Origin of the sequence: Microbacterium sp. RU33B, from assembly GCF_900155915.1 — a bacterium.
GTDB lineage: Bacteria > Actinomycetota > Actinomycetes > Actinomycetales > Microbacteriaceae > Microbacterium.
Genome location: NZ_FTPO01000002.1, coordinates 73,266 through 91,957, shown reverse-complemented (window position 1 = coordinate 91,957; position 18,692 = coordinate 73,266). Strand labels below are relative to the sequence as shown.

General features: G+C 72.1%; 23 protein-coding genes. 2 read left to right on the top strand and 21 right to left on the bottom strand.

Features of this window, described 5'->3' with window-relative positions; translation table 11 throughout:
• Nucleotides 1–33: 33 nt before the first annotated feature.
• The 21 genes from fliN to B0B14_RS09985 form a co-directional block, all read right to left on the bottom strand.
• A complete protein-coding gene (gene fliN / locus B0B14_RS10085; protein WP_076681457.1) occupies nucleotides 34–693 on the bottom strand; it encodes a flagellar motor switch protein FliN in 660 nt (219 codons plus the stop codon).
• Nucleotides 690–1,616, bottom strand: coding sequence for a flagellar motor switch protein FliM (locus B0B14_RS10080; protein ID WP_143733696.1), 927 nt, complete (start codon nucleotides 1,614–1,616; stop codon nucleotides 690–692). Before B0B14_RS10080 ends, fliN begins: the two co-directional genes overlap by 4 nt.
• Before the next feature lie 76 nt (nucleotides 1,617–1,692).
• Complete coding sequence (locus B0B14_RS10075) at nucleotides 1,693–2,508, bottom strand: OmpA/MotB family protein (RefSeq protein WP_076681456.1); 816 nt, start codon at nucleotides 2,506–2,508, stop codon at nucleotides 1,693–1,695.
• The gene (locus tag B0B14_RS10070) at nucleotides 2,505–3,308 is read right to left on the bottom strand and encodes a motility protein A (RefSeq protein WP_076681455.1); all 804 of its coding nucleotides are present in this window, start codon (nucleotides 3,306–3,308) and stop codon (nucleotides 2,505–2,507) included. The genes B0B14_RS10075 and B0B14_RS10070 overlap by 4 nt, the downstream gene beginning before the upstream one ends.
• On the bottom strand, nucleotides 3,308–3,526 hold the full coding sequence (locus tag B0B14_RS10065) for a flagellar FlbD family protein (RefSeq protein WP_076681454.1): 219 nt from the start codon (nucleotides 3,524–3,526) through the stop codon (nucleotides 3,308–3,310). The genes B0B14_RS10070 and B0B14_RS10065 overlap by 1 nt, the downstream gene beginning before the upstream one ends.
• Nucleotides 3,527–3,649: 123 nt before the next feature.
• Nucleotides 3,650–4,807: a flagellar hook protein FlgE gene (locus B0B14_RS10060; RefSeq protein WP_076681453.1), complete on the bottom strand. Its 1,158-nt coding sequence runs from the start codon at nucleotides 4,805–4,807 to the stop codon at nucleotides 3,650–3,652.
• A 27-nt stretch (nucleotides 4,808–4,834) separates the two neighbouring features.
• Nucleotides 4,835–5,257 carry a flagellar hook assembly protein FlgD gene (locus tag B0B14_RS10055; RefSeq protein ID WP_076681452.1) on the bottom strand — a complete coding sequence of 141 codons (423 nt, stop codon included), beginning with the start codon at nucleotides 5,255–5,257 and terminating at the stop codon, nucleotides 4,835–4,837.
• Between the two features lie 13 nt (nucleotides 5,258–5,270).
• Nucleotides 5,271–6,653: an NlpC/P60 family protein gene (locus B0B14_RS16355; RefSeq protein WP_076681451.1), complete on the bottom strand. Its 1,383-nt coding sequence runs from the start codon at nucleotides 6,651–6,653 to the stop codon at nucleotides 5,271–5,273.
• On the bottom strand, nucleotides 6,650–7,072 hold the full coding sequence (locus B0B14_RS10045) for a hypothetical protein (RefSeq protein ID WP_076681450.1): 423 nt from the start codon (nucleotides 7,070–7,072) through the stop codon (nucleotides 6,650–6,652). Before B0B14_RS10045 ends, B0B14_RS16355 begins: the two co-directional genes overlap by 4 nt.
• Nucleotides 7,069–8,367 (bottom strand): FliI/YscN family ATPase, encoded by a 1,299-nt coding sequence (locus B0B14_RS10040; protein ID WP_076681449.1) that lies wholly within the window; start codon nucleotides 8,365–8,367, stop codon nucleotides 7,069–7,071. The genes B0B14_RS10045 and B0B14_RS10040 overlap by 4 nt, the downstream gene beginning before the upstream one ends.
• The gene (locus B0B14_RS10035; protein WP_076681448.1) at nucleotides 8,367–8,975 is read right to left on the bottom strand and encodes a FliH/SctL family protein; all 609 of its coding nucleotides are present in this window, start codon (nucleotides 8,973–8,975) and stop codon (nucleotides 8,367–8,369) included. Before B0B14_RS10035 ends, B0B14_RS10040 begins: the two co-directional genes overlap by 1 nt.
• Nucleotides 8,965–9,969, bottom strand: a complete 1,005-nt coding sequence (gene fliG, locus B0B14_RS10030) for a flagellar motor switch protein FliG (RefSeq protein ID WP_076681447.1) — start codon at nucleotides 9,967–9,969, stop codon at nucleotides 8,965–8,967. The genes B0B14_RS10035 and fliG overlap by 11 nt, the downstream gene beginning before the upstream one ends.
• On the bottom strand, nucleotides 9,966–11,603 hold the full coding sequence (gene fliF / locus B0B14_RS10025; protein WP_076681446.1) for a flagellar basal-body MS-ring/collar protein FliF: 1,638 nt from the start codon (nucleotides 11,601–11,603) through the stop codon (nucleotides 9,966–9,968). Before fliF ends, fliG begins: the two co-directional genes overlap by 4 nt.
• Complete coding sequence (gene fliE / locus B0B14_RS10020) at nucleotides 11,603–11,905, bottom strand: flagellar hook-basal body complex protein FliE (RefSeq protein WP_076681445.1); 303 nt, start codon at nucleotides 11,903–11,905, stop codon at nucleotides 11,603–11,605. Before fliE ends, fliF begins: the two co-directional genes overlap by 1 nt.
• Nucleotides 11,905–12,297, bottom strand: coding sequence for a flagellar basal body rod protein FlgC (locus B0B14_RS10015; protein ID WP_076681444.1), 393 nt, complete (start codon nucleotides 12,295–12,297; stop codon nucleotides 11,905–11,907). Before B0B14_RS10015 ends, fliE begins: the two co-directional genes overlap by 1 nt.
• Nucleotides 12,294–12,638, bottom strand: coding sequence for a flagellar basal body rod protein FlgB (locus B0B14_RS10010; RefSeq protein WP_076682605.1), 345 nt, complete (start codon nucleotides 12,636–12,638; stop codon nucleotides 12,294–12,296). Before B0B14_RS10010 ends, B0B14_RS10015 begins: the two co-directional genes overlap by 4 nt.
• Before the next feature lie 96 nt (nucleotides 12,639–12,734).
• Nucleotides 12,735–13,013 carry a hypothetical protein gene (locus tag B0B14_RS10005; RefSeq protein ID WP_076681443.1) on the bottom strand — a complete coding sequence of 93 codons (279 nt, stop codon included), beginning with the start codon at nucleotides 13,011–13,013 and terminating at the stop codon, nucleotides 12,735–12,737.
• Nucleotides 13,010–13,399, bottom strand: a complete 390-nt coding sequence (gene fliS, locus B0B14_RS10000) for a flagellar export chaperone FliS (RefSeq protein WP_076681442.1) — start codon at nucleotides 13,397–13,399, stop codon at nucleotides 13,010–13,012. Before fliS ends, B0B14_RS10005 begins: the two co-directional genes overlap by 4 nt.
• Nucleotides 13,400–13,401: 2 nt before the next feature.
• Nucleotides 13,402–14,778, bottom strand: a complete 1,377-nt coding sequence (gene fliD, locus B0B14_RS09995; RefSeq protein WP_076681441.1) for a flagellar filament capping protein FliD — start codon at nucleotides 14,776–14,778, stop codon at nucleotides 13,402–13,404.
• Between the two features lie 75 nt (nucleotides 14,779–14,853).
• On the bottom strand, nucleotides 14,854–15,678 hold the full coding sequence (locus B0B14_RS09990; protein WP_076682603.1) for a flagellin N-terminal helical domain-containing protein: 825 nt from the start codon (nucleotides 15,676–15,678) through the stop codon (nucleotides 14,854–14,856).
• Nucleotides 15,679–15,759: 81 nt separating this feature from the next.
• Nucleotides 15,760–16,557 carry a sigma-70 family RNA polymerase sigma factor gene (locus B0B14_RS09985; RefSeq protein ID WP_076681440.1) on the bottom strand — a complete coding sequence of 266 codons (798 nt, stop codon included), beginning with the start codon at nucleotides 16,555–16,557 and terminating at the stop codon, nucleotides 15,760–15,762.
• Nucleotides 16,558–16,770: 213 nt separating this feature from the next.
• Between B0B14_RS09985 and flgN the strand changes: the two genes are divergently transcribed.
• Both flgN and flgK read left to right on the top strand, forming a co-directional pair.
• Nucleotides 16,771–17,253, top strand: coding sequence for a flagellar export chaperone FlgN (gene flgN / locus B0B14_RS09980; RefSeq protein ID WP_076681439.1), 483 nt, complete (start codon nucleotides 16,771–16,773; stop codon nucleotides 17,251–17,253).
• Nucleotides 17,254–17,266: 13 nt separating this feature from the next.
• Nucleotides 17,267–18,670: a flagellar hook-associated protein FlgK gene (flgK, locus tag B0B14_RS09975; protein WP_076681438.1), complete on the top strand. Its 1,404-nt coding sequence runs from the start codon at nucleotides 17,267–17,269 to the stop codon at nucleotides 18,668–18,670.
• Nucleotides 18,671–18,692 lie beyond the last annotated feature (22 nt).

Below are 18,692 nucleotides of genomic sequence, written 5' to 3'. Positions count from 1 at the left end.
AGGACGCGCAGGCCCAGGAGGAGATCGTCCAGGTCACGACTCCGTGTTCTCGATGATGCGCGTGATGCGCACCGCGTAGTCCTGGTCCACCACGACGACCTCGCCGTGGGCGATGAGGCGCCCGTTGAGCTTCACGTCGGCGGGGGCGCCCGCCGAGCGATCGAGCTCGATGATGCGGCCGGGCTCGAGGTCGAGAACGTCGCGCACCGTCATCCGGGTGCGGCCGATCTCGACCGTGAGGTCCATCTCGACTCCGGCGATGCGGTGCAGCCGCCGCGACGACGCGGCGGCCGCGGCGCGGGTCACCCGCACGGCCAGGCGCCCGATCGTGCGGTCGGCCTCGTCGACGAGGTCGTACACCTGCACCGACGGGTGCGAGAACAGCGCCGAGGCGTCGCCGACGACGGGCTCGCCCAGCACGCAGGGCCCGAGCGCGCTCGCCGCGGACTCGAGGGCGTCGTGGAGGCGTTCGGTGAGCGGCGCCTCCGCGCTGCCGTCGACGAGGGCGGAGGTGTCGAGCAGCTGGACCGCGATCTCGGCGCTCACCTCGCCCACCGACGACACGATCACGGCATCGCCGGTGTCGCCCGAGGAATGGGAGGGGCGGATGCCGGTGCGGCCCGCTGTGGGCAGCCGCGCGGCGAACGCGGCGGCCGCGGCGGACTCGGGAACGGTGGTGGTGGTCGTGGTCACTGCGACTCCTCGGAGAGGGCGGGGGAAGGATGTGCGGAGGTCACGACGCACGCGAGCCGGGCGCCGTTGGTGCCGACGGCGGCGGTGGCCACGACGTGCTCGCCGATGGCGAGGTCGAGTGGGCGATCCTGGCCGTGCGGGAGGGCGAGCACGTCGCCGACCGCCAGGCCGAGCACGTCGCCGGGTCGCACCGGCCGGGTCGCAATGCGCAGGGTCAGCTCCACCGGCGTCTCCTCGACCTGCATCCGCACGACGGCGGGATCGGCGGACTCGTGGGTCGCGGATGCCGTGCGCGACAGGCGCTCCAGCACGATCGTGGCCGGGAGGGCGACGGTGGCCGCCTCGGTCCGATCGCCGAGGCGCATCGAGAACCGGGCGACGACGAACAGGTCCTGCGCGGAGGCGATCTGGGCGAACGCGGCGTTGTACTGCACCGAGCCCGCCGACATCCCGCCTGTCAGCAGCACACCGAGGGCGGTGCTCAGGTGCGCCAGCGTGTCGTCCATGAGCGCGCGCAGCAGCGACTGCTCGAGCGCGGTGAGCGCACGGCCGTCGAGCTGCTGCGGCACCTCGCCGCCCACCATCCGCGCGATCCACGACAGGGCGGTGGGGACGGGGAACTCCACGATCCCGCGGTCGTCCGACCCGCCGATCGTGCACACGACGAGGGTCGTGGTCGACGGCAGGGTGAGCGCGTACTCGTCGTACGTCTCGAGCGTGACGCGCTCGACGGCGATGTGCGAGCGGACGCGGATCTTCGAGGTCAGCTGCATCGCCCACTGGCGTGCGAACGCGTCGAAGGCGCCCGCGAGGGCGCGGGCGTGCTCGCGCGAAAGCGCCGCAGGCCGCCCGAAGTCGTACAGCTCGGGCTCGGCTGCGACCAGGGCGCGCTCGTGCGCAGAAGCATGCGCGATGTCGTCCACGAGTCGCACTATCGGGCAGCGGAGGACGCCCGTAAGGAGGGAGCCCGCGTGGATCGGGCTCGGTGCGCAGAAGGTGTCAGGACCGGTTGGCGACCTCCGTCATCACGGTCGGGAGCAGTTCGCGCACCGACTCGTCGGCATCCGACAGGACGACGATGTCGACCCGCCGGTTCTGGGCGAGTTCGGCGTCGCTGACCCCCGGTGCGATCGGACGGGTCGAACCGAATCCCACGGCCTGGATGCGCTCGGGGGCGACCCCGCTCGACTCGACGAGGAAGCGGAGCACTCCGGTGGCCCGCCCGACCGACAGCTCCCAGTTGGTGGGGAAGGGCGCCCCGGGCGAGCGGTAGTCGGCGTGGCCCTCGACCGAGATCTCGTTCGGCTGCGTCGCGAGCACCCCGCCGAGCGCGCCCAGGATCGCGCGGGCCTTGTCGCTCAGGTCGGTGCTGTTGGAACCGAAGAACGTCTCGGCGCTGACGAGACCCACGGTGAGTCCGCGCTCGTCGATCGTGAACGTCGCCGCGTCGCCGAGGCCCTGCGCGTCCAGGGTCGCCTGCAGCTGCACGCGCAGCGCCTCCAGCGAGTCGTACTCCGTTGCGGCCTCCGTGAGCGCCACCTTCGTGAAGCCCTCGCCGGCGGCGTCGAGGAGCTCAGGGGGCACCACCACGCCCTCCGAGACATCCGTCAGCTCGGAGGGATCGGCGCCGAAGCCCGTCGCGAGCGACGCGCGGAGCGCCTCGAACTTGCCCTGGTCGACGGTGGACATCGCGAACATCACGATGAACATGCACATCAGGACCGTGATCATGTCGAGGTACGACGCCATCCAGCGCTCGTCCGGACCGTCGTGGCCGTGCTCGGCGGCCACGCGCCGGCGTCGACGCACGCTCACGGGATCTGCTCGATCGAGGGGGCGTCGCTCGTGCGGCGCGAGCTCTTCTTGGGGGCGTCGGGGGCGAGGGCCCGCAGGCGCTCCTCCACGAGGTGCGGCGCGCTGCCCGACTGCACGGCGAGCATGCCCTCCATGAGGAGCGTCATGCGGTCCACCTCGAGCTCGGCGAGTCGCTGCAGGCGCCCGCCGATCGGCAGCCAGATGAAGTTGGCCGACAGCAGACCCCACAGGGTGGCGACGAACGCGGCGGCGATGAGGGGGCCGAGCGTGTCGGGCTTGTCGAGCTGCTCCAGCACGTGGGTGAGGGAGACGACCGTCCCCACGATGCCCACGGTCGGGGCGTAGCCGCCCATCATCGTGTAGAACCGCGACGCCGTGCGGTTGCGGGCCGCGGCCGAGGTGACCTGGTCCTCCATGATGAGGCGGAGGTCTTCGGCATCCGTCCCGTCGGCGATGTTCTGCAGCGCCTGGCGCAGGAACGGGTCGCGCTCGTCGTCGACCGCGCTCTCCAGCGCGAGGAGACCTTCGCCTCGTGCGGTCTCGGCGTAGCCGACGATCTTGCGGATGAGCGCGTCGGAGGAGGCGCCGCCGATGCCCTTGAATGCACGGGGGAGGGCCGAGACGGCGGAGATCGTGTCGCGCACCGTTCCGCTCGCGACGCCGATCGCGATGGTCGCGCCGAACACGAGGATCATCGGCGCGGGGTGCAGGAGCGCCTCGACGTGCGCGCCCTCCATCGTGATCATCGCGTAGAGGGCGCCGAAGGCGGCCAGGATGCCGAGGATGAGCGCGATGTCCATCAGAGGACCTCTTCGGGCTCGTGCTGTTCGCCGACGGCCGACAGCACGCGGGCGCGGAAGCGGACGACGCTCTCGATGACGTCGTCCATCGATTCGGAGACGACGAAGGTCGCTCCGTCCACCATGACGATGGTCGTGTCGGGCGCCGCCTGGATCCTCTCGATGAGGTCCGGATTCACGGCGAACCGGCTGCGGTTCAGACGCGTGAGGACGATCATGGGCTCCATCCTGGAAGTTCCGCCCCGTACATCCTGTGCGAGGCATCCGGCCCGTCCTGGGCCTTCGAGGGTGACTGTCGGCCGCCGGCGCGCTGCCGTTAGGCGGCGCCGACGGCCGGTTCGTCAGCGCTTCAGGTTCGTCAGCTCCTGGAGCACTTCGTCGCTCGTGGTGATGATGCGGGCGTTGGCCTGGAAGCCGCGCTGCGCGACGATCAGGTTCGTGAACTCCTGCGAGAGGTCGACGTTCGACATCTCGAGCGCTCCGCTGACCAGCGAGCCGATGCCGTCCGCGCCCGCGGGGCCCACGGCGGGATCGCCCGAGTTGGCGCCGGAGCGGTACTGCGACGCACCGGCCTTCTCGAGCCCCTCCGGGTTGTCGAAAGAGGCGAGAGCGAGCTGGGCGAGCACCTCGGACGCCCCGTTGCTGAACGCGCCGATGAGGCTGCCGTCGGCGGAGATCGAGTACGACAGCAGGCTTCCGGCCGCCCGGCCGTTCTGCCCGGCGATCGCGACGGTGCGGAGGTCGGCGTAGCCGGTGACGTCGGAGAGGTCGACGGTCACGCCGCCGGCGGTGAGCGAGGCGGGGCCGGTGAGCTCGCCGTCCGTGAATGTCAGGCTCGTCGTGGCGGTTCCGTCGGTGACGTCCCAGCCGGTGGCCGTGCGGGTGAAGGTCAGCGAGAGCAGGCTCGCCGTCCCCTCGGCGTCGTGCACGGTGATGTCGCGCGCGAGCGTGTCGCCGACCGCGGCGTCCGAGGGGAGGTTGCCGGCGACGCGCGCCGTGGTCGTCGCCGTCGCGGGGGAGGTGGCCCCCACGGGCAGGCTGATGTCGGAGAGCGGTCCGCCCGTGGCGATCTGGCCGTTCTGCGCGGCCCAGCCCTGCACGAGGGCTCCGTCTGCGGTCACCATGCGGCCGGCGGCGTCGAAGCCGAACGAGCCGTTGCGCGTGTAGAGCGTCTCGGCGCCCGAGCGAACGACGAAGAATCCGTCGCCGGCGATCATCAGGTCGGTGGGGACCCCGGTCGCCTGCGTCGAGCCCTGCGCGAAGTTCGTGCGGATGCCGGCGACCTGCACGCCGAGACCGACCTGCGCGGGGTTCGTGCCGCCGGCATCGGCCTGCGCGACGCGCGAGTTCTGCACGATCTGCGACAGCGAGGTCTGGAACTGCACGGCGGATGCCTTGAAGCCCGTCGTGTTGACGTTGGCGATGTTGTTGCCCGTGACGTCGAGCATGGTCTGGTGCGAGCGGAGCCCGGAGATTCCGGCGTAGAGGGAGCGGAGCATGGCGTGGCCTTTCTGAGGGATGCGGAATCAGGCGGCGGAGAGGCCGGAGAGGGAGTCGAGGGGAACCGAGGCGTCGCCGATCACGACGAGGGGGACGCCGCCGTCGGCGAAGGAGACGCGCGAGACGACGCCCGTGCGCGTGACGCCCTCGGCGTCGACGTACGAGGCCTCGTGTCCGATCAGCGCGGCAGCGGTCTGGCGCATGCTGAGTGCGAAGGACTCGGTCGAAGTGGTGGTCAGCGCGGTGAGCTGCTCCATCATCGCCAGCTGCGTGGTCTGCGCCATCATCTGGTTGGTGTCCATGGGCGAGCTCGGATCCTGGTTGGAGAGCTGCGTCACGAGGAGCTGCAGGAAGACCTCGGCATCCATGGCCTGCTTCTTCGCGGGGGGTGCGGTGTCGGCGGTCGCGGCGGCGCGGCTCGCAGCGGAGATCGAATCGACGGTGGGCATGGAGTCCTCTCGGTCAGGCGTAGAGATCGATGCCGGCGCCGGCGGCGACCGGGACGGACGGGACAGCGGATGCCTCGGCATCGGCATCGGAACCGGCGTGCGGCGTGCGCGCGGCGCCGGAGGACGACGCGCCGGGGTGCCCCGGCTGGCCCGACGACGTCGAGCCCGAGCCCGAGCCCGTCGACCACCCGGCGCCGGGACCGGTGGAGCTCTGGCCGGACGCGCCGTCGCCGGTGGGCGCGACGGTGAGCGAGGAGTGCGCGACGAGGCCGGCGAGGTCGCGTCGCAGATCGACGAGCAGGGTGCGCAGCGCGTCGCGGCCGGCGTCCGAGGGGGCGACGAGTTCGACGTGGATCGCGCCGCCCGAGATCTGGGCGCGGACGGTGACCGGCCCCAGGTTCTCCGGCGTCACCCGCAGCGTCAGGGTGTGCTCGCCGTCGGGCGCCCTGGTGAGGTTCAGGACGGGCGCGGCGACCTGCGAGTACAGCGGAGGCCGTGCGGCCGTAGGGGTGGTGGACGCCGGTGCGGCGACGGCATCCGGCGCGGTCGACGCCGTGCCGGCGAACGCCGCGAACGCCGCCGTGACGGCCGCATCGGCCGACGCCGGCACCCCGCGCCCGGTGCCGGCGGAGGCCGAGGAGGCGAGCGTCGACAGCACGGCGGAGAGCGGCGCGGAGGCCGTCGACGTCGCGGAGGACAGTGCCGCGGAGACCGGCCCGATCGGCGCCGGCGTGGAAGCGGGCAGGGAGACGGGCGCCGGAGCGGATGCCGCTGCGGTGAGGGACAGTGCGGGCGCGAGGGGAGCCGGGGAGCCGGCTGCCGGCAGCACGAAGGAGCTCGCACTCGCGCTCGCGGTGGCGCCGGCTGAGGGAGCGACCCGTCGGATCGTCGAGATGTCGGCATCCGTCAGGTAGTTCTCGACCAGCCGGACGTCCTTCCCCGGACGCGGGGCGTGGATGATCTTGCCTTCTCCGGCGTAGATCACGATGTGGGTGTTCCCGTTCGTCACCAGCAGGTCGCCCGGCTGCGCCTCCGCGAGCGAGGGCACCTCGACACCGAGTCCGGCCTGGCCCGACACGAGCCGCGGCGACTCGATCCCGAGATCGCCGAGCACCCGCTGGACGAGCCCTGAGCAGTCCATTCCGCTCTCGTCCTCGCCGCCGAAGACGTACGGCACTCCGAGGTACTTCTCGGCCTGCGTCACGATGTCGGACCCGGTGACGCCCCCGGCGGTCGGGGTCGCGAGGCCGAGCACGCCCTCCAGCGCCGACGCGAACGCTGTGGCGGCCGATCCCGAAGCCAGACCCGCCGTTTCGGACGGCGGGGTCTTCGTCCAGAACGTCTGGATGCGCTGCTGGATCTCATCGACGCGCGCCAGCGCCGCCGGAAGGCTCATGTCGTCTCCTCGGTTCGGGGGCGGAGGGCGATCTCGTCGAGCTCGGTCTGCTCGGCCTGCAGATCACGCGCGTGCTCGCGCCGCGCGTGGGCGTCGGCCAGGCGCGCCAGTCCGCGCTCGTCGCGCCGCGCGGCGGCATGGGCGTGCCCTGCCTCGTCGAGCGCCGCCTGCTGGATCTCGCCGAGGGCCCGCAGGTCGGCGAGCATGCTGCGGGCGGCCACGCGGCTCGCCGCCAGCGCGGTGAGCGAGCGCACGTCGCCCACGTCGTCGGGCGAGGCCGACAGCGCGGCGCGCACCTGACGCTCGCGCGCCTCGGTCTGCGCGCTCTGGATGTGCGCGCGCGAGAGGCGCTCCGCAGCGGCGCGCTCCTGGAGGCCGCGGACGCGCAGGAGCCCCGCGAGCGAGAACTGCCGGCTCATGAGAGGTCTCCGAACGCGGCGACCAGCGCGCGCAGCTGCTGCCACGACGCCTCGCTCGGCGCCTGCTCGTCGAGCCGCTGCGTGAGGAACGCCTCGATCGCGTCCTCGTGGGCGAGAGCGGCGTCGACGCGCGGGTTCGCGCCCGCCTGGTAGGCGCCGATGCCGATGAGGTCGTGCGCGTCGCGTCGCGCGGCGAGCACCGTGCGCAGGGCGGTCGCGAGTCGCCGCTGCTCGTCGCCGGTCACCTTCCCGGCGAGGCGCGAGACCGATCCCAGCACGTCGATCGCCGGGTGGTGTCCGGTCAGGGCGAGGGAGCGGTCGAGCACGATGTGCCCGTCGAGGATCGAGCGCACGGTGTCGGCGACCGGCTCGTTGTGGTCGTCGCCGTCGACGAGCACCGTGTACACGCCTGTGATCGAGCCGCGGTGGTCGGTGCCCGCTCGCTCGAGCAGACGCGCGAGCACGGGGAACGTCGACGGCGGATAGCCCCGGGTCGCGGGAGGCTCCCCCGCCGCGAGGCCGATCTCGCGCTGGGCCATCGCGACGCGGGTGAGGGAGTCCATCATGAGCGTGACGTGCGCGCCGTCGTCGCGGAAGGCCTCGGCGATGCGGGTCGCCGTGAACGCGGCGCGCAGTCGCGCCATGGCGGGCTGGTCGGATGTCGAGACCACGACGACCGATCGCGCGAGGCCCTCGGGCCCGAGGTCGTCCTCGATGAACTCGCGCACTTCCCTGCCGCGCTCGCCGACCAGCGAGATGACGTTCGCGTCGGCCGACGAGCCGCGCGCGATCATCGACAGCAGCGACGACTTCCCCACGCCCGACCCGGCGAACAGGCCCATGCGCTGGCCGCGCCCCACCGGCGTGAGGGTGTCGATCGCCCGCACGCCCAGGGCGAGCGGCTCCGAGATGCGCGTGCGGGTCATGGCCGAGGGGGTCTCGTGCTCGAGGCCGACGAGGGGGGCCACGATCGGTCCGCGGCCGTCGATCGCGCGTCCGAGCCCGTCGACGACGCGGCCGAGCAGGCCGCGCCCGACCGGTACGCGGAGGCGACCGGATGCCGCGACCACGCGGTCGCCGACCCGCAGACCGCTCGACGGCGACAGCGGCATGCAGCGCAGGGCGTCGCGCTCGGCCGCGACGACCTCGGCCGTCACGCCGTCGCCGATCGACACGAGCCCGCCGACGGCGCTCGCGATGCCGCGCACCTCGACGCTCAGACCGACGATGCGCGACACCGTGCCGGACCGCTCCGGTCGTGCCGCCTCGAGCACCGCCCCCCACGCGCCCGCCATCAGGGCGCCTCCGAGAGTGCGGCACGGGCGCGGGCGAGGGCGGCGCCCACCCGCAGGTCGACGTCGCCGTCGGCGAGGCGGACCACGGCGTCGCCGGGTGCGAGATCGTCGGAGCCCTCGAGGGCGACACCGTCGGGCTGTGCGCCCAGTCGCTCCAGGGTCGCGAGGTCGCGGGTGCTGACGACGACCACGGGAGCCGCATCATCGCCGGCGTCGATCGCCGTGGCCGCCCGCAGCGACGCGACGAGAGCGGAGCGCACGTCATCGGCGAGCTCGCGCTCGAGGATCGTCTCGGCCAGCTCGACGGCGTGGGCGAGCACGCGCTCGAGAGCGACGAACGCGACGGTCTCGACGCGGTCCGCGAGCGCGACCGCCGCCGTGTCGAGCGCGGTCGATGCGGAGGCGGCGACGACGGCGGCCGCATCGTCGGCGGAGCGGCGCAGCGCGAGCGCTTCGGCAGCCGCGCGCTGCGCGTCGGCGCGTGCGATCCGCATCCCCTCGGCGTGTCCGTCCGCATAGCCGCGTGCCCGTGCGCGTGCGCGCTCGGCGGCGTCCGCGGCGCTGCCGATGCGCGGGAAGGAGACCATGGCGAACGTCTCAGGCGACATACTCGTCCTCGTCTCCGCGCTGGATCCGGATGTCGCCGTCGGCTTCGAGAACGCGGATAGAGCGCACGATCTCCGCGCGCGCCTCCTCCACCTGCGACACGCGCACGGGGCCGAGGAGCCGGGTCTCCTCGTCGAGGCTCTCCCGGTTGCGCTCCGACATGTTGCGGCGGATGACGTCGGCGACGGCCTGCGGCGCACCCTTGAGCGCGAGCGCGAGGATGCGGATGTCGATGCCGCGCAGCACGCGCTGGGCGTCGCGGTCGTCGAGCATCACGAGGTCGGCGAAGGTGAACATGCGCGAGCGGATGTCTTCGGCGAGCACGCTGTCGCGGGCCTCGAGGCTTTCGAGCAGGGCCTTCTCGACCGTTGCGCCGGAGCGGTTGATGATGTCGACGAGCGGCTGCACGCCGCCCAGCGTCTCGGGGGCGTCGCGCGTCGCGAAGACCCCCGTGCGCGCCCGCAGCGAGTCGGCGACGATAGCGACGGCATCCTGCGAGGCGGTGCCCATCGTCGCGATCGCCTGCGCGACGTCGGTGCGCAGCGGATCGGCGAGCTCGGCCAGCACCGCCGCTGCCCGGTCGACGGGCATGTGGGCCAGCACGAGGGCGGTGGTCTGGGGCAGCTCGCCGTCGACGAGTCCCGCGATCTGCGTGGGTTCGACCGACGTGAGGAAGTCGAACGACGACCCCGTCATGGCCGACGACACCCGGGTGAGCACACCGGCCGCGCGCTCGGCGCCGAACGAGGCCTCCAGCAGCCCCGCGGCGATGTCGCGACCTCCCCGTGCGGGCGGCAGGTGCCCCTGCACGATGCGATGGAAGTCCGACAGCGCGCGCGCCGTCGTCTCGGCGTCGAGGCTGCGCAGGCGGATGATCTCGCCCGCGATGCCCTCCGCCTCGGGCTCGCTGAGGTGGCGCATCACCTCGATGGCCTGCGCGTGGTCGAGGTTCATCATCACGACCGCGGCGGTCTGGATGCCGGTGAGGGCGCTCATGCGTCCTGCCGATCGCCCATGAGGCTGCGCAGCAGCTCGGCCGTGCGCGCGGGATCGCGCCGCGCGAACTCGCCCAGCTCGGCCCGCCGACGGTCGAGGCTGATCTGGACGGGCTCGGGGTCGGGCTCGGGCTCGGGCTCGAGGAGTGCGGTCGCCAGCCCTGCGGTGCGCGCCTCGAGCTGCGCGGTGGGGGTGGTGTGCAGGAGAGCGGCGAAGGAGTCGGTCGGTTCGTCGATGAGGAGCGAGGCGACCTTGCCGCCCTCGAGCTCCGCGGTGCGTGCCCGGCGGCGCGAGACGCTGATGCCGCTGATCACGGCGGCCACGAGCACCAGCACGACGGCCCCCGCGATCACCGCGACGCGCACGATCTCGGCCATGCGCTCGGCATCCGCCTCGATCCGCGCGGCCTCCAGCGCCTCCTGCGCCGTGACGGCGGCGGTGTCGCTGAACGCGACGACCTCCACGTTCACCTCGTCGCCGCGCGCCAGGTCGATCCCGGCCGCGGTCGACACGAGATCGCGGATCTGCCCGACGCCGATCGCCCCCGCCGCCGCTTCGTCGACGGCGACCGACACGGTCTGGCGGGTGACCGATCCGGCCGGAGTGGTCGTGGTCTCCACCGAACGGTTCAGCGCGTTGTTGCGGATGGTCTCGGTCGACTCGTACGTGCCGTCGCCGTCGCCCGACGGCACGGCGATGTTGTCGGGGCCGAGCACGCCGGCTTCGGTGCCGCCGGCGCCGCCGGTGTACTTCTCGGTGCTGCTCTGCTCCGACGAGGGAAGCACGCCTTCGGCCGGCGCATACGTCTCCTCGACGCGCTCGCTCGTCGCACGGTCGATCTCGGCCGCGACCGTCACGGTGGAGTTGCCGGCGCCGACGACCGTGTCGAGCATCTGCTGGATCCCGGCCGCGATGCGCGCCTCGTGGTCTCCGGCCTGCTGGTCGGCACCGCCGGTGGCGCCCACGCCCACCGCGGAGAGGGTGCGTCCGGCCTGGTCGACGACGGCGACGTTCTCGGGCTTCATCCCGCTGACGGCCGCGGAGGTCAGGTGCACGATCGCCTCGACCTGCGCGGAGGCGAGCGCTGTGCCGTTGGTGGTCTCGACGAAGACGGATGCCGTGGGATCGATCGTCTCCGCCACGAAGACGCTCTCCTCGGGGATCGCGAGCTGCACCGACGCGGTGCCGACGCCGTCGAGCGCGGCGATCGTGCGGGCGAGCTCGCCCTCGATGGCGCGCTTGTAGGTGACCGACTGCTGGAACTCCGAACTCGTCACCCCCATGTCGTCGAGCAGGGTGTAGCCGTCGGAGCTGGCGCTGGGCAGACCGGATGCGGCGGCGGCCAGGCGCTGCTCGTATACGGCTCCTTCCGGCACGAGCACGGTCGATCCTCCGTCGGCGAGCTCGTACGCGACCCCGGAGCCCTGCAGCTGCTCGACGACGGCGCTGGCATCGGAGGCGCTCAGCCCGGTGAACAGGGGCGACAGCGACGGGCGGGTGAGCCAGGTCGCAAGGGCGAAGCCGCCCATGACGAGTGCGGCGATGCCGATGAGGGCGATCGTGCGCTGCGCGACGCTGAACCCGTCGACCGTGCGGCGCATCCGCGCGAAGAGCGAGCTGACGGCGGCGGGCATCAGGCCTGCATCCGCATGATCTCGTTGAACGCGTCGACGCCCTTGTTGCGCACGGCCGAGATGAGCTCGAGCGTGACGGAGGCGCGGGTCGACGCGATCATCGCGCTGTGGATGTCGTCGAGGTCGCCGGTCACGGCGGCGACGGCGAGCTCATTGGACTGCGACTGGAGGCCGCGCAGCTCGTCGACGGCGCCCGTGATGCTCTGCGCGAAGGAGGTGTCGTCTCCCGTACCGGTGCCGACGCGCGCAGCGGTGGGGAGCGTGATGGGGGAGCCGATGCCCTCGATTCCGGAGACGGGCATCAGCTGCGCCCGATCTGGAGGGCCGCTTCGTAGCCGGTCTTCGCACGGTCGACGACGGCGGCGCTGGCCTGGTAGCCGCGCTGGGCGAGGATGAGCTGGCTCATCTGGTCGCCCAGGTCGACCGACGGGTAGCGCACGTAGCCCTCCGCGTCGGCGAGCGGGTTGTCGGGCTCGAAGACCAGACGACCTTCGGCATCGCCCAGTGCGGTGCCGGCGACGTAGACGCCGGGCGACTCCTCGCCGGCGCGCACGGCGACGTACCGCTGCCGGAAGACGTCCTCACCGGGCGCGGCGGCCGTGTTGATGTTCGCGATGTTGTCGCTGATCGCGTCGAGCCACTTGCGGTGCGCGGTCAGGCCCGTGCCGGCGATGCCGATGGCGTCGAAGGTCATGACGTGGTCCGGATCGCCGTGCGCACCGACGCGAACGCGCCGCCGACGGCCTGGGTGGCGAACTGGTAGCGCAGCAGCGTGTCGACGTTGGAGAGCGTCTCGGTGTCGAGGTTCACGTTGTTGCCGTCGGTGCGCGTCGGCTCGAGCGACGTCTTGACCGTCGGCGTGACCCTGCCGTCACCCTGCGCGACCGAGGCCGCGAGGGCGTCCTCGAATGCGACGCGCTTCGCCTGGTAGCCCGGGGTGTTGATGTTCGCGATGTTGTCCGCGATCGCGCGCTGGCGCTGGGAGAGACCGTTCAATGCGCTCGTGAGCGCGGAGACCGTCACTGATTCGAACACGAAGCTGCTTCCGTCGCTGAAGACGTGGCCGATCCGTGGCCGAGGAGGCGAGCAATCCGTGCTCGAGATCATCTATCGGCTGGGCGCTCCGAGGCGTTAGGCGTCTCGTTCGACGTAGGCCGCCGTGATCGTGCGCGACGGAGGCACGAGATCGAGGGCGGCGAGGTGCGCGCGCGTGTCGACGAGCTCGGCGTGCAGGAGCGACATCCGCTCCGCCTGCCGCGCCACGAGCGCCCGCGCCCGATCGACGAGGTGCGGAGGCAGCGGAGTGCCGAGCGGATGCCAGTCGCCCGCCGCGTCTCCTGCCGTGTCGAGGTCGTGCTCGAAGCGGTCGAGGAGGGCCGTCCACGCGGCGTCGCCGGCCGCTGCGGTCACGCCGGCACCTTCTCCGCGAGCGCGGCGGCAGCGGCGTGCCAGGCATCCCGGATCGGGGCGATCAGCTCGCGGCACTCGTGCGTGCGCTCCGGGTCGCGGCCGATGTTGGCGCCGATGAGGGTGCGCGTGAGATACGCGTAGAGCGCCCGCAGGTCGGCGGTGCCCGCCCATCCGCCCGAGAGCGATCCGGCGAGCTCTGCGACGATCGCCTGAGCGTGCTGCAGCTGCTCGTGGGCGGCCGGCCAGTCGCCGTCGCGCTGCGCCCGCTCGGCTCGGTCGACGTCGAGGAGGAGGCGGTCGTACAGCATCGTCACGATGCGCTCGGGACTGGCTGAGAGGATCGCCTCGTCGCGGTACCGCTGCTGTGCCTTGAGTACGTCGTTCATTCTCACTTCCCCGTGTCGTAGGTGGGCAGGCTCGCCAGCTGCGTCGTCAGGTAGGACGACTGAGACTGGAACTTCGCGAGCATCGTCTCCAGTGCGGCGTACGTGCGCTCCAGCGTCGCTCTGCGCTGCTCGAGGCGGATGTCCCAGCGCTCCATCTGGTCGGCGATGCTGCGCACCTCGGTCTCCTGCCCGGTGATCCGAGCCGTGAGGAGGCCGTCGTATTTGTCGCTGTACCGGTCGGCGACCTCGGAGACGCGCGTGGCCAGGCCGGAGAACACCTCCTCGACCCGTGTCGGGTCGCCCGCGAGGGCCGCCGCGAACTTCTCCTCGTCGAAGGCGAGCACCCCGTAGCGGTCGATCGAGATGCCGATGCTCGAGGGGGAGACGCCGTCGACGGGATACTGCACGGCGTCGGCGAGCGCGTTGCGGAGCGCGCGCACGGTCGAGTCGCCGGTGAAGACGCCGAGTGTCGTGGTCTCTCCCGCGCCGGTCGCCACGGTGGCCTTCGAGCCGTTGGCCAGGCCCTTCAGGATCGAGGCGATGCGGTTCACGAAGTCCTCGGCCGCCGTCGCCCGTGCGTCGGCGTCGGCGCCGGCGGTGATGGTCACCGGGTCGGCCGATGCCTTCGAGACGGAGACGTCGACACCGGGGAAGAGATCGTCGAACATGTTGACGGCAGAGGTGACGGTCTGCTCCGCCGCCGTGCCCGCCCACAGGCGGATGACGGCATCCTGGCCCTCCGCGATCACGGCCGCACCGGGCTCTGCGGCGAGGTCGCTCGCGGTGCCCGCCGTGACGGCGGTCTCGTCTCCCAGGTGGAGGCGGAACGCTCCGGCCGCACCGGACGCGGTCGCGGTGACCTGCAGGCGGAACAGCCGGTTGCCGTCGCCGTCGACTCCCGCGCCGACGATGCTCGCGGTGACTCCGGCATCGGCGGCGGTGATCGCCTTCGCGACGTCGGAGGGCGAACCGGATGCCGGGGTGATCCGCACGAGCTCGCCCGCCGCGTTCTCGACGGTGAGCACGAGGGGCACGTCGGAGAATCCCGTGGTGGCGGCGGTGACGATCGTGTGGGCGGTGGCGGTGCGGTCCACCACGATCCGCGTGTTCACGGGGCCGGCGCCCGGCCCCGCCGTGACCACGACGGAGGGGTCGGAGCTCGTGGTCGTCATCTGCGCCAGCGCCGACGGGCCGGCTGCGGTCTTGGCGGCGGTGAACAGCTCCTGCAGCTTCGTGTTCAGCGACTGCAGCTGGGAGATGATCGCCTTCTTGTCGTCGGACTTGCCGCTCAGAAGGCTCCGGGGGATCTCGGCGACGTCCATGAGCGCGTCGATGATCTCCGCGGTCTTCAGTCCGGATGCGAGCCCGTCGATCTTCATCGGCTCTGGTTCCCTTCGACGGCGTGGTGCGAGAGGAGCCCCGCACCCAGGCGGTGCGGGGCTCCTCTACAGGGTTCAGCGCAGGAGCTGGAGAACGCCCTGGCCGGACTGGTTGGCCTGCGCGAGCATGGCCTGCCCCGCCTGCGCGAGGATGTTCGAGGCGGTGTACTTGACCATCTCCGCCGCCATGTCGGTGTCGGCGATGCGGCTGTTCGCGGCCGCCAGGTTCTCGCCGGCGACGTTGAGGCTGTTGATCGTCGACTCGAAGCGGTTCTGCGACGCACCGAGGTTGGCGCGGGCATCCGACACCTGGCCGATGGCCGTGTCGGCCGCCGTGATGGCCGCCTGCGCGGTCGCGGCGTCGGTCACGTCGAGACCGGCGATCGTCGCACCGAGGCCCGAGAAGTCGGTCAGGGTGACCGCGATCTGGTCCTCGGCCGAGACGTCGCCTGCGCCGACCTGGAAGGTCAGCGTGTTGCCGCCGGAGAGCAGCTTGATGCCGTTGAAGTTCGTGGCCTCCGCGACACGCGTCAGCTCCGCGCCGAGCTCGTCGATCTCGAGCTTGATGGCGGCCCGCGACTCGGCGTTGTTCGAGTCGTTGGCACCCTGCACGGCGAGGTCGCGGACGCGCTGGAGGATCGAGTGGACCTCCGTCAGCGCGCCTTCCGCCGTCTGCAGGACCGAGATGCCGTCCTGCGCGTTGCGGGCGGCGACCGCGTTGCCCGAGATCTGCGACTTGAGCCCCTCCGAGATCGCGAGACCGGCGGCGTCGTCGGCGGCGCGGTTGATGCGCATGCCGCTGGAGAGCTTCTCGAGCGACTTCGACAGATCGTTCTGGTTGCTCGCCAGGTTGCGGTAGGCGTTCAGCGCCGAGACGTTGGTGGTGATCTGCATTCCCATGATGTGTTCCTCCGTGAGTGGGATGTTCCGGAGCCCGTCCGTGGGCTCCACCATCCGCTATCGGCAGGAATGCGGGGTGCGTTAGGCGCTCGCCGCGGGCTCTCGTGCGGACGCGGCGTCGCCGCCTGACTCGATGCGGTCGAAGTAGGCGTCGCGGGTCGCGGGAGACACCCGCGACGTCACCTCAACGGGCGTGTCGCCGTCGGAGAAGAAGCGGTCGAGCGCGTCGCGGAGGAGCCGGATGGCCTCCGATCGCTGCTGCGAGACGGCCGAGTGCGAGACGCCGAGCTCTTCCGCGACATCCTTCACCGGCCGCTCCTCGATGTAGATCGCCTGCACGATCGCGCGCATGCGCTCGGGGAGCGCGGCGACGGCGCGGGTGAGCACGTCGCGGCGGGCCCGCAGCTCGGCGGACTCCTCCGGGAACGGGATGTCGGCCGCGATGTCGAGGACGGACTCGTCGTCAATCGTGGTCACCGTGCGTCCGGCATCCGCCAGCGCCTCGACGACGTCCGCGCGCGGCAGGCCCATCGTCGTCGCGATCTCGTCGGCGGTCGCGGTGCGTCCGAACGCCGCGGTGAGCGTCTCGCGCACGGCGGTGACCTCCTTGATGCGCTTGCGGATACCGCGGGAGGCCCAGTCCATCGAACGCATCTCGTCGGCGAACGCGCCGAGGATGCGACGACGCGCGTAGGCCCCGAACGGCACACCGAGCGACGGATCGAAGGCGTCGGCCGCGGTCACCAGCGCGAGCGCGCCGACGGAGGCGAGCTCCTCCTTCGGCACGTGCGTCGCACGCGCATGGAGGTCACTGGCCAGGTATCCGACCAGGGGAAGGTTCGCCTCCACGAGGCGATTGCGCTCAGCACGGTCGACCATCAGCGGTGCGCACCTCTTTCCTGGGGGATCCGCTCTGCGGGGATGGGGGGTCCGTCGCTGCGGTGTACGTCGAGCACATGCTAGTTGTATGAGAACCCTCTCATAAAACTTTCATTACCCTGAGACGTCCGCCGCCGATAGGAGTAGGTGAGCCGCGCCCGGGTGCGGCTCGTGTCTGGGGATACGGCAGGAAACGAAAACTGGGGAGGAAACATGGGAGCCAACGAGCTGTCCATGAGGCTGTGGCACGAGCGCGAGCTTCTGGAGATGCTTCTGTTCAAGCTCGAGGAGCAGCGACTGCTCCTCGAGTCGGGAAGCATGCGCTGGGTGCACTTCGCGACCCGCGAGGTCGAGCAGGTGCTGGACCGTCAGCGCGCGTCGGGACTGTCGCGCGACGTCGAGGTGGCCTCGGTCGCCCGCGAATGGGGGGCGCCGGAGGCCGCGACGCTCTCGGCGCTGATCGACGTGGCGCCGACGGATGCCTGGCGCGACGTCCTGACGGAGCACCGGAACGCCCTCGCCGCCCTGATGGCTGAGGTGGCGCGCCTCAAGGACGCCAACGAGATCCACCTGCGCACCGCGGCGCTCGCCGTCGAGGAGACGCTGACGGGCTTCGCCGCCGGTACGGGCGAGTACACCACCCACGGTGAGCGCAAGCGCGACGACACCGCCCGCATCGTGGACCGGAAGATGTGATGAGAAGGGCACGATGTCGACTTTCAGTGGGCTGAGCACGGCCGCGACGGCGCTGAACGCGGCCCGGCGGGGGATGGATCTGGTGGGCCAGAACATCGCCAACCAGACCACGCAGGGCTATACGCGCCAGAGGCTGGAGACGTCGGCCCTCAGCGCGGTCGCGCTGTCCGGCCGGTTCAGCACCGGACCGGTCCCGGGGCAGGGCGTGTCGATCGACGGCATCGCCCGCCTCGGGGACGGCGTGCTCGACGCCCGCGTGCGTGACACGCTCGCGGCGTCGGGCTACTGGTCGACGAAGGCGAACGCCGCGGCGACGGCGGAGTCCGCGCTCGCCGAGCCCACCACAGACGGGCTGGCCGACCGCCTCTCGCGGTTCTGGGCGGGATGGCAGGACCTCGCGAACACGCCGGACTCGCCGGCATCCGCCGCCGTCCTCCTCAGCAGCGCCGAGGGGCTCGTCGCCCGCATCGCCGACGGCTACCGCGACGTGGCCGCCCAGTGGTCTGCGGCGCGCACGTCGGCCGACCGGATGGTCATGCAGATCCACACCGCGGCGACCGAGATCGCCCAGCTGAACGGCGCGATCCGCGAGTCGATTGGCTCCGGAGCACCGGCGAACGAGCTCATCGACCGGCGCGATCTGCTCGCGCAGAACGTCGCCCGGCTGTCGGGGGCCGTTGCGAGCAGCGAACCGGACGGCACCCTGACGCTGCGCGTCGACGGCAACGCCCTCGTCGCGGGCACGAGCGCCCGGCGCCTCGTCGTCGAGGGGCCCACCTCGATCGAGGCGGGTCAGCCGGTCACGATCGCGTGGGAGACCGGCGGCGCGGCCGTCGTCGCCAGCGGTGAGCTCGGCGGCCTGCTGTCGGTGCTGGCCCCCGCAGGCGAGGGCGGCGTGCTCGGCGAACTCGCCTCGTCGTACAACGCGCTCGCCGCGAACCTCGCGACCGCCGTCAATGCCCAGCACCAAGCCGGATTCACCCATGACGGCACGCCGGGCGGCGCGTTCTTCTCGCAGACGGTCGGCGTCCCGGCCGCCCTCGGGCTCGTCGTCGTGCCCACCTCCCGCGACGGGCTCGCCCTCGCGGGCCCGGGAGGCGGACCGCTCGACTCGTCGAACGCCGATGCGCTCGCCCGCATCGGCGAACAGGCCGGCGGCCCCGACGCGGTGTGGGAGGGCGTGGTCTCGTGGCTGGCCGTCGCGACCGCGGGAGACGCGCGCCGCGCGAGCCTCGCAGAGACCAGCGCGGTGGCCGCCGCGACGGCCCAGCAGTCGGTCGCCGGCGTCGACGGCGACGAGGAGACGCTGACCCTGCTCACCTACCAGACCGCCTACCAGGCGGCGGCGCGCGTGCTCACCGCGGTCGACGAGGCCCTCGACGTGCTGATCAACCGCACCGGCGTCGTCGGACGCTGAGACCGAACCCGATCCGGAGGAC

Excerpts from the sequence above, each read along its gene's own strand:
- B0B14_RS10070 (WP_076681455.1), bottom strand. The coding sequence starts at position 3,308 with ATGGACATCGCGCTCATCCTCGGCATCCTGGCCGCCTTCGGCGCCCTC.
- B0B14_RS10065 (WP_076681454.1), bottom strand. The coding sequence starts at position 3,526 with ATGATCGTCCTCACGCGTCTGAACCGCAGCCGGTTCGCCGTGAATCCG.
- B0B14_RS10060 (WP_076681453.1), bottom strand. The coding sequence starts at position 4,807 with ATGCTCCGCTCCCTCTACGCCGGAATCTCCGGGCTCCGCTCGCACCAG.
- B0B14_RS10055 (WP_076681452.1), bottom strand. The coding sequence starts at position 5,257 with ATGCCCACCGTCGATTCGATCTCCGCTGCGAGCCGCGCCGCCGCGACC.
- B0B14_RS16355 (WP_076681451.1), bottom strand. The coding sequence starts at position 6,653 with ATGAGCCTTCCGGCGGCGCTGGCGCGCGTCGATGAGATCCAGCAGCGC.
- B0B14_RS10045 (WP_076681450.1), bottom strand. The coding sequence starts at position 7,072 with ATGAGCCGGCAGTTCTCGCTCGCGGGGCTCCTGCGCGTCCGCGGCCTC.
- B0B14_RS10040 (WP_076681449.1), bottom strand. The coding sequence starts at position 8,367 with ATGGCGGGCGCGTGGGGGGCGGTGCTCGAGGCGGCACGACCGGAGCGG.
- B0B14_RS10035 (WP_076681448.1), bottom strand. The coding sequence starts at position 8,975 with ATGTCGCCTGAGACGTTCGCCATGGTCTCCTTCCCGCGCATCGGCAGC.
- fliG (WP_076681447.1), bottom strand. The coding sequence starts at position 9,969 with ATGAGCGCCCTCACCGGCATCCAGACCGCCGCGGTCGTGATGATGAAC.
- fliF (WP_076681446.1), bottom strand. The coding sequence starts at position 11,603 with ATGCCCGCCGCCGTCAGCTCGCTCTTCGCGCGGATGCGCCGCACGGTC.
- fliE (WP_076681445.1), bottom strand. The coding sequence starts at position 11,905 with ATGCCCGTCTCCGGAATCGAGGGCATCGGCTCCCCCATCACGCTCCCC.
- B0B14_RS10015 (WP_076681444.1), bottom strand. The coding sequence starts at position 12,297 with ATGACCTTCGACGCCATCGGCATCGCCGGCACGGGCCTGACCGCGCAC.
- fliS (WP_076681442.1), bottom strand. The coding sequence starts at position 13,399 with ATGAACGACGTACTCAAGGCACAGCAGCGGTACCGCGACGAGGCGATC.
- fliD (WP_076681441.1), bottom strand. The coding sequence starts at position 14,778 with ATGAAGATCGACGGGCTCGCATCCGGACTGAAGACCGCGGAGATCATC.
- B0B14_RS09990 (WP_076682603.1), bottom strand. The coding sequence starts at position 15,678 with ATGGGAATGCAGATCACCACCAACGTCTCGGCGCTGAACGCCTACCGC.
- B0B14_RS09985 (WP_076681440.1), bottom strand. The coding sequence starts at position 16,557 with ATGGTCGACCGTGCTGAGCGCAATCGCCTCGTGGAGGCGAACCTTCCC.
- flgN (WP_076681439.1), top strand. The coding sequence starts at position 16,771 with ATGGGAGCCAACGAGCTGTCCATGAGGCTGTGGCACGAGCGCGAGCTT.
- flgK (WP_076681438.1), top strand. The coding sequence starts at position 17,267 with ATGTCGACTTTCAGTGGGCTGAGCACGGCCGCGACGGCGCTGAACGCG.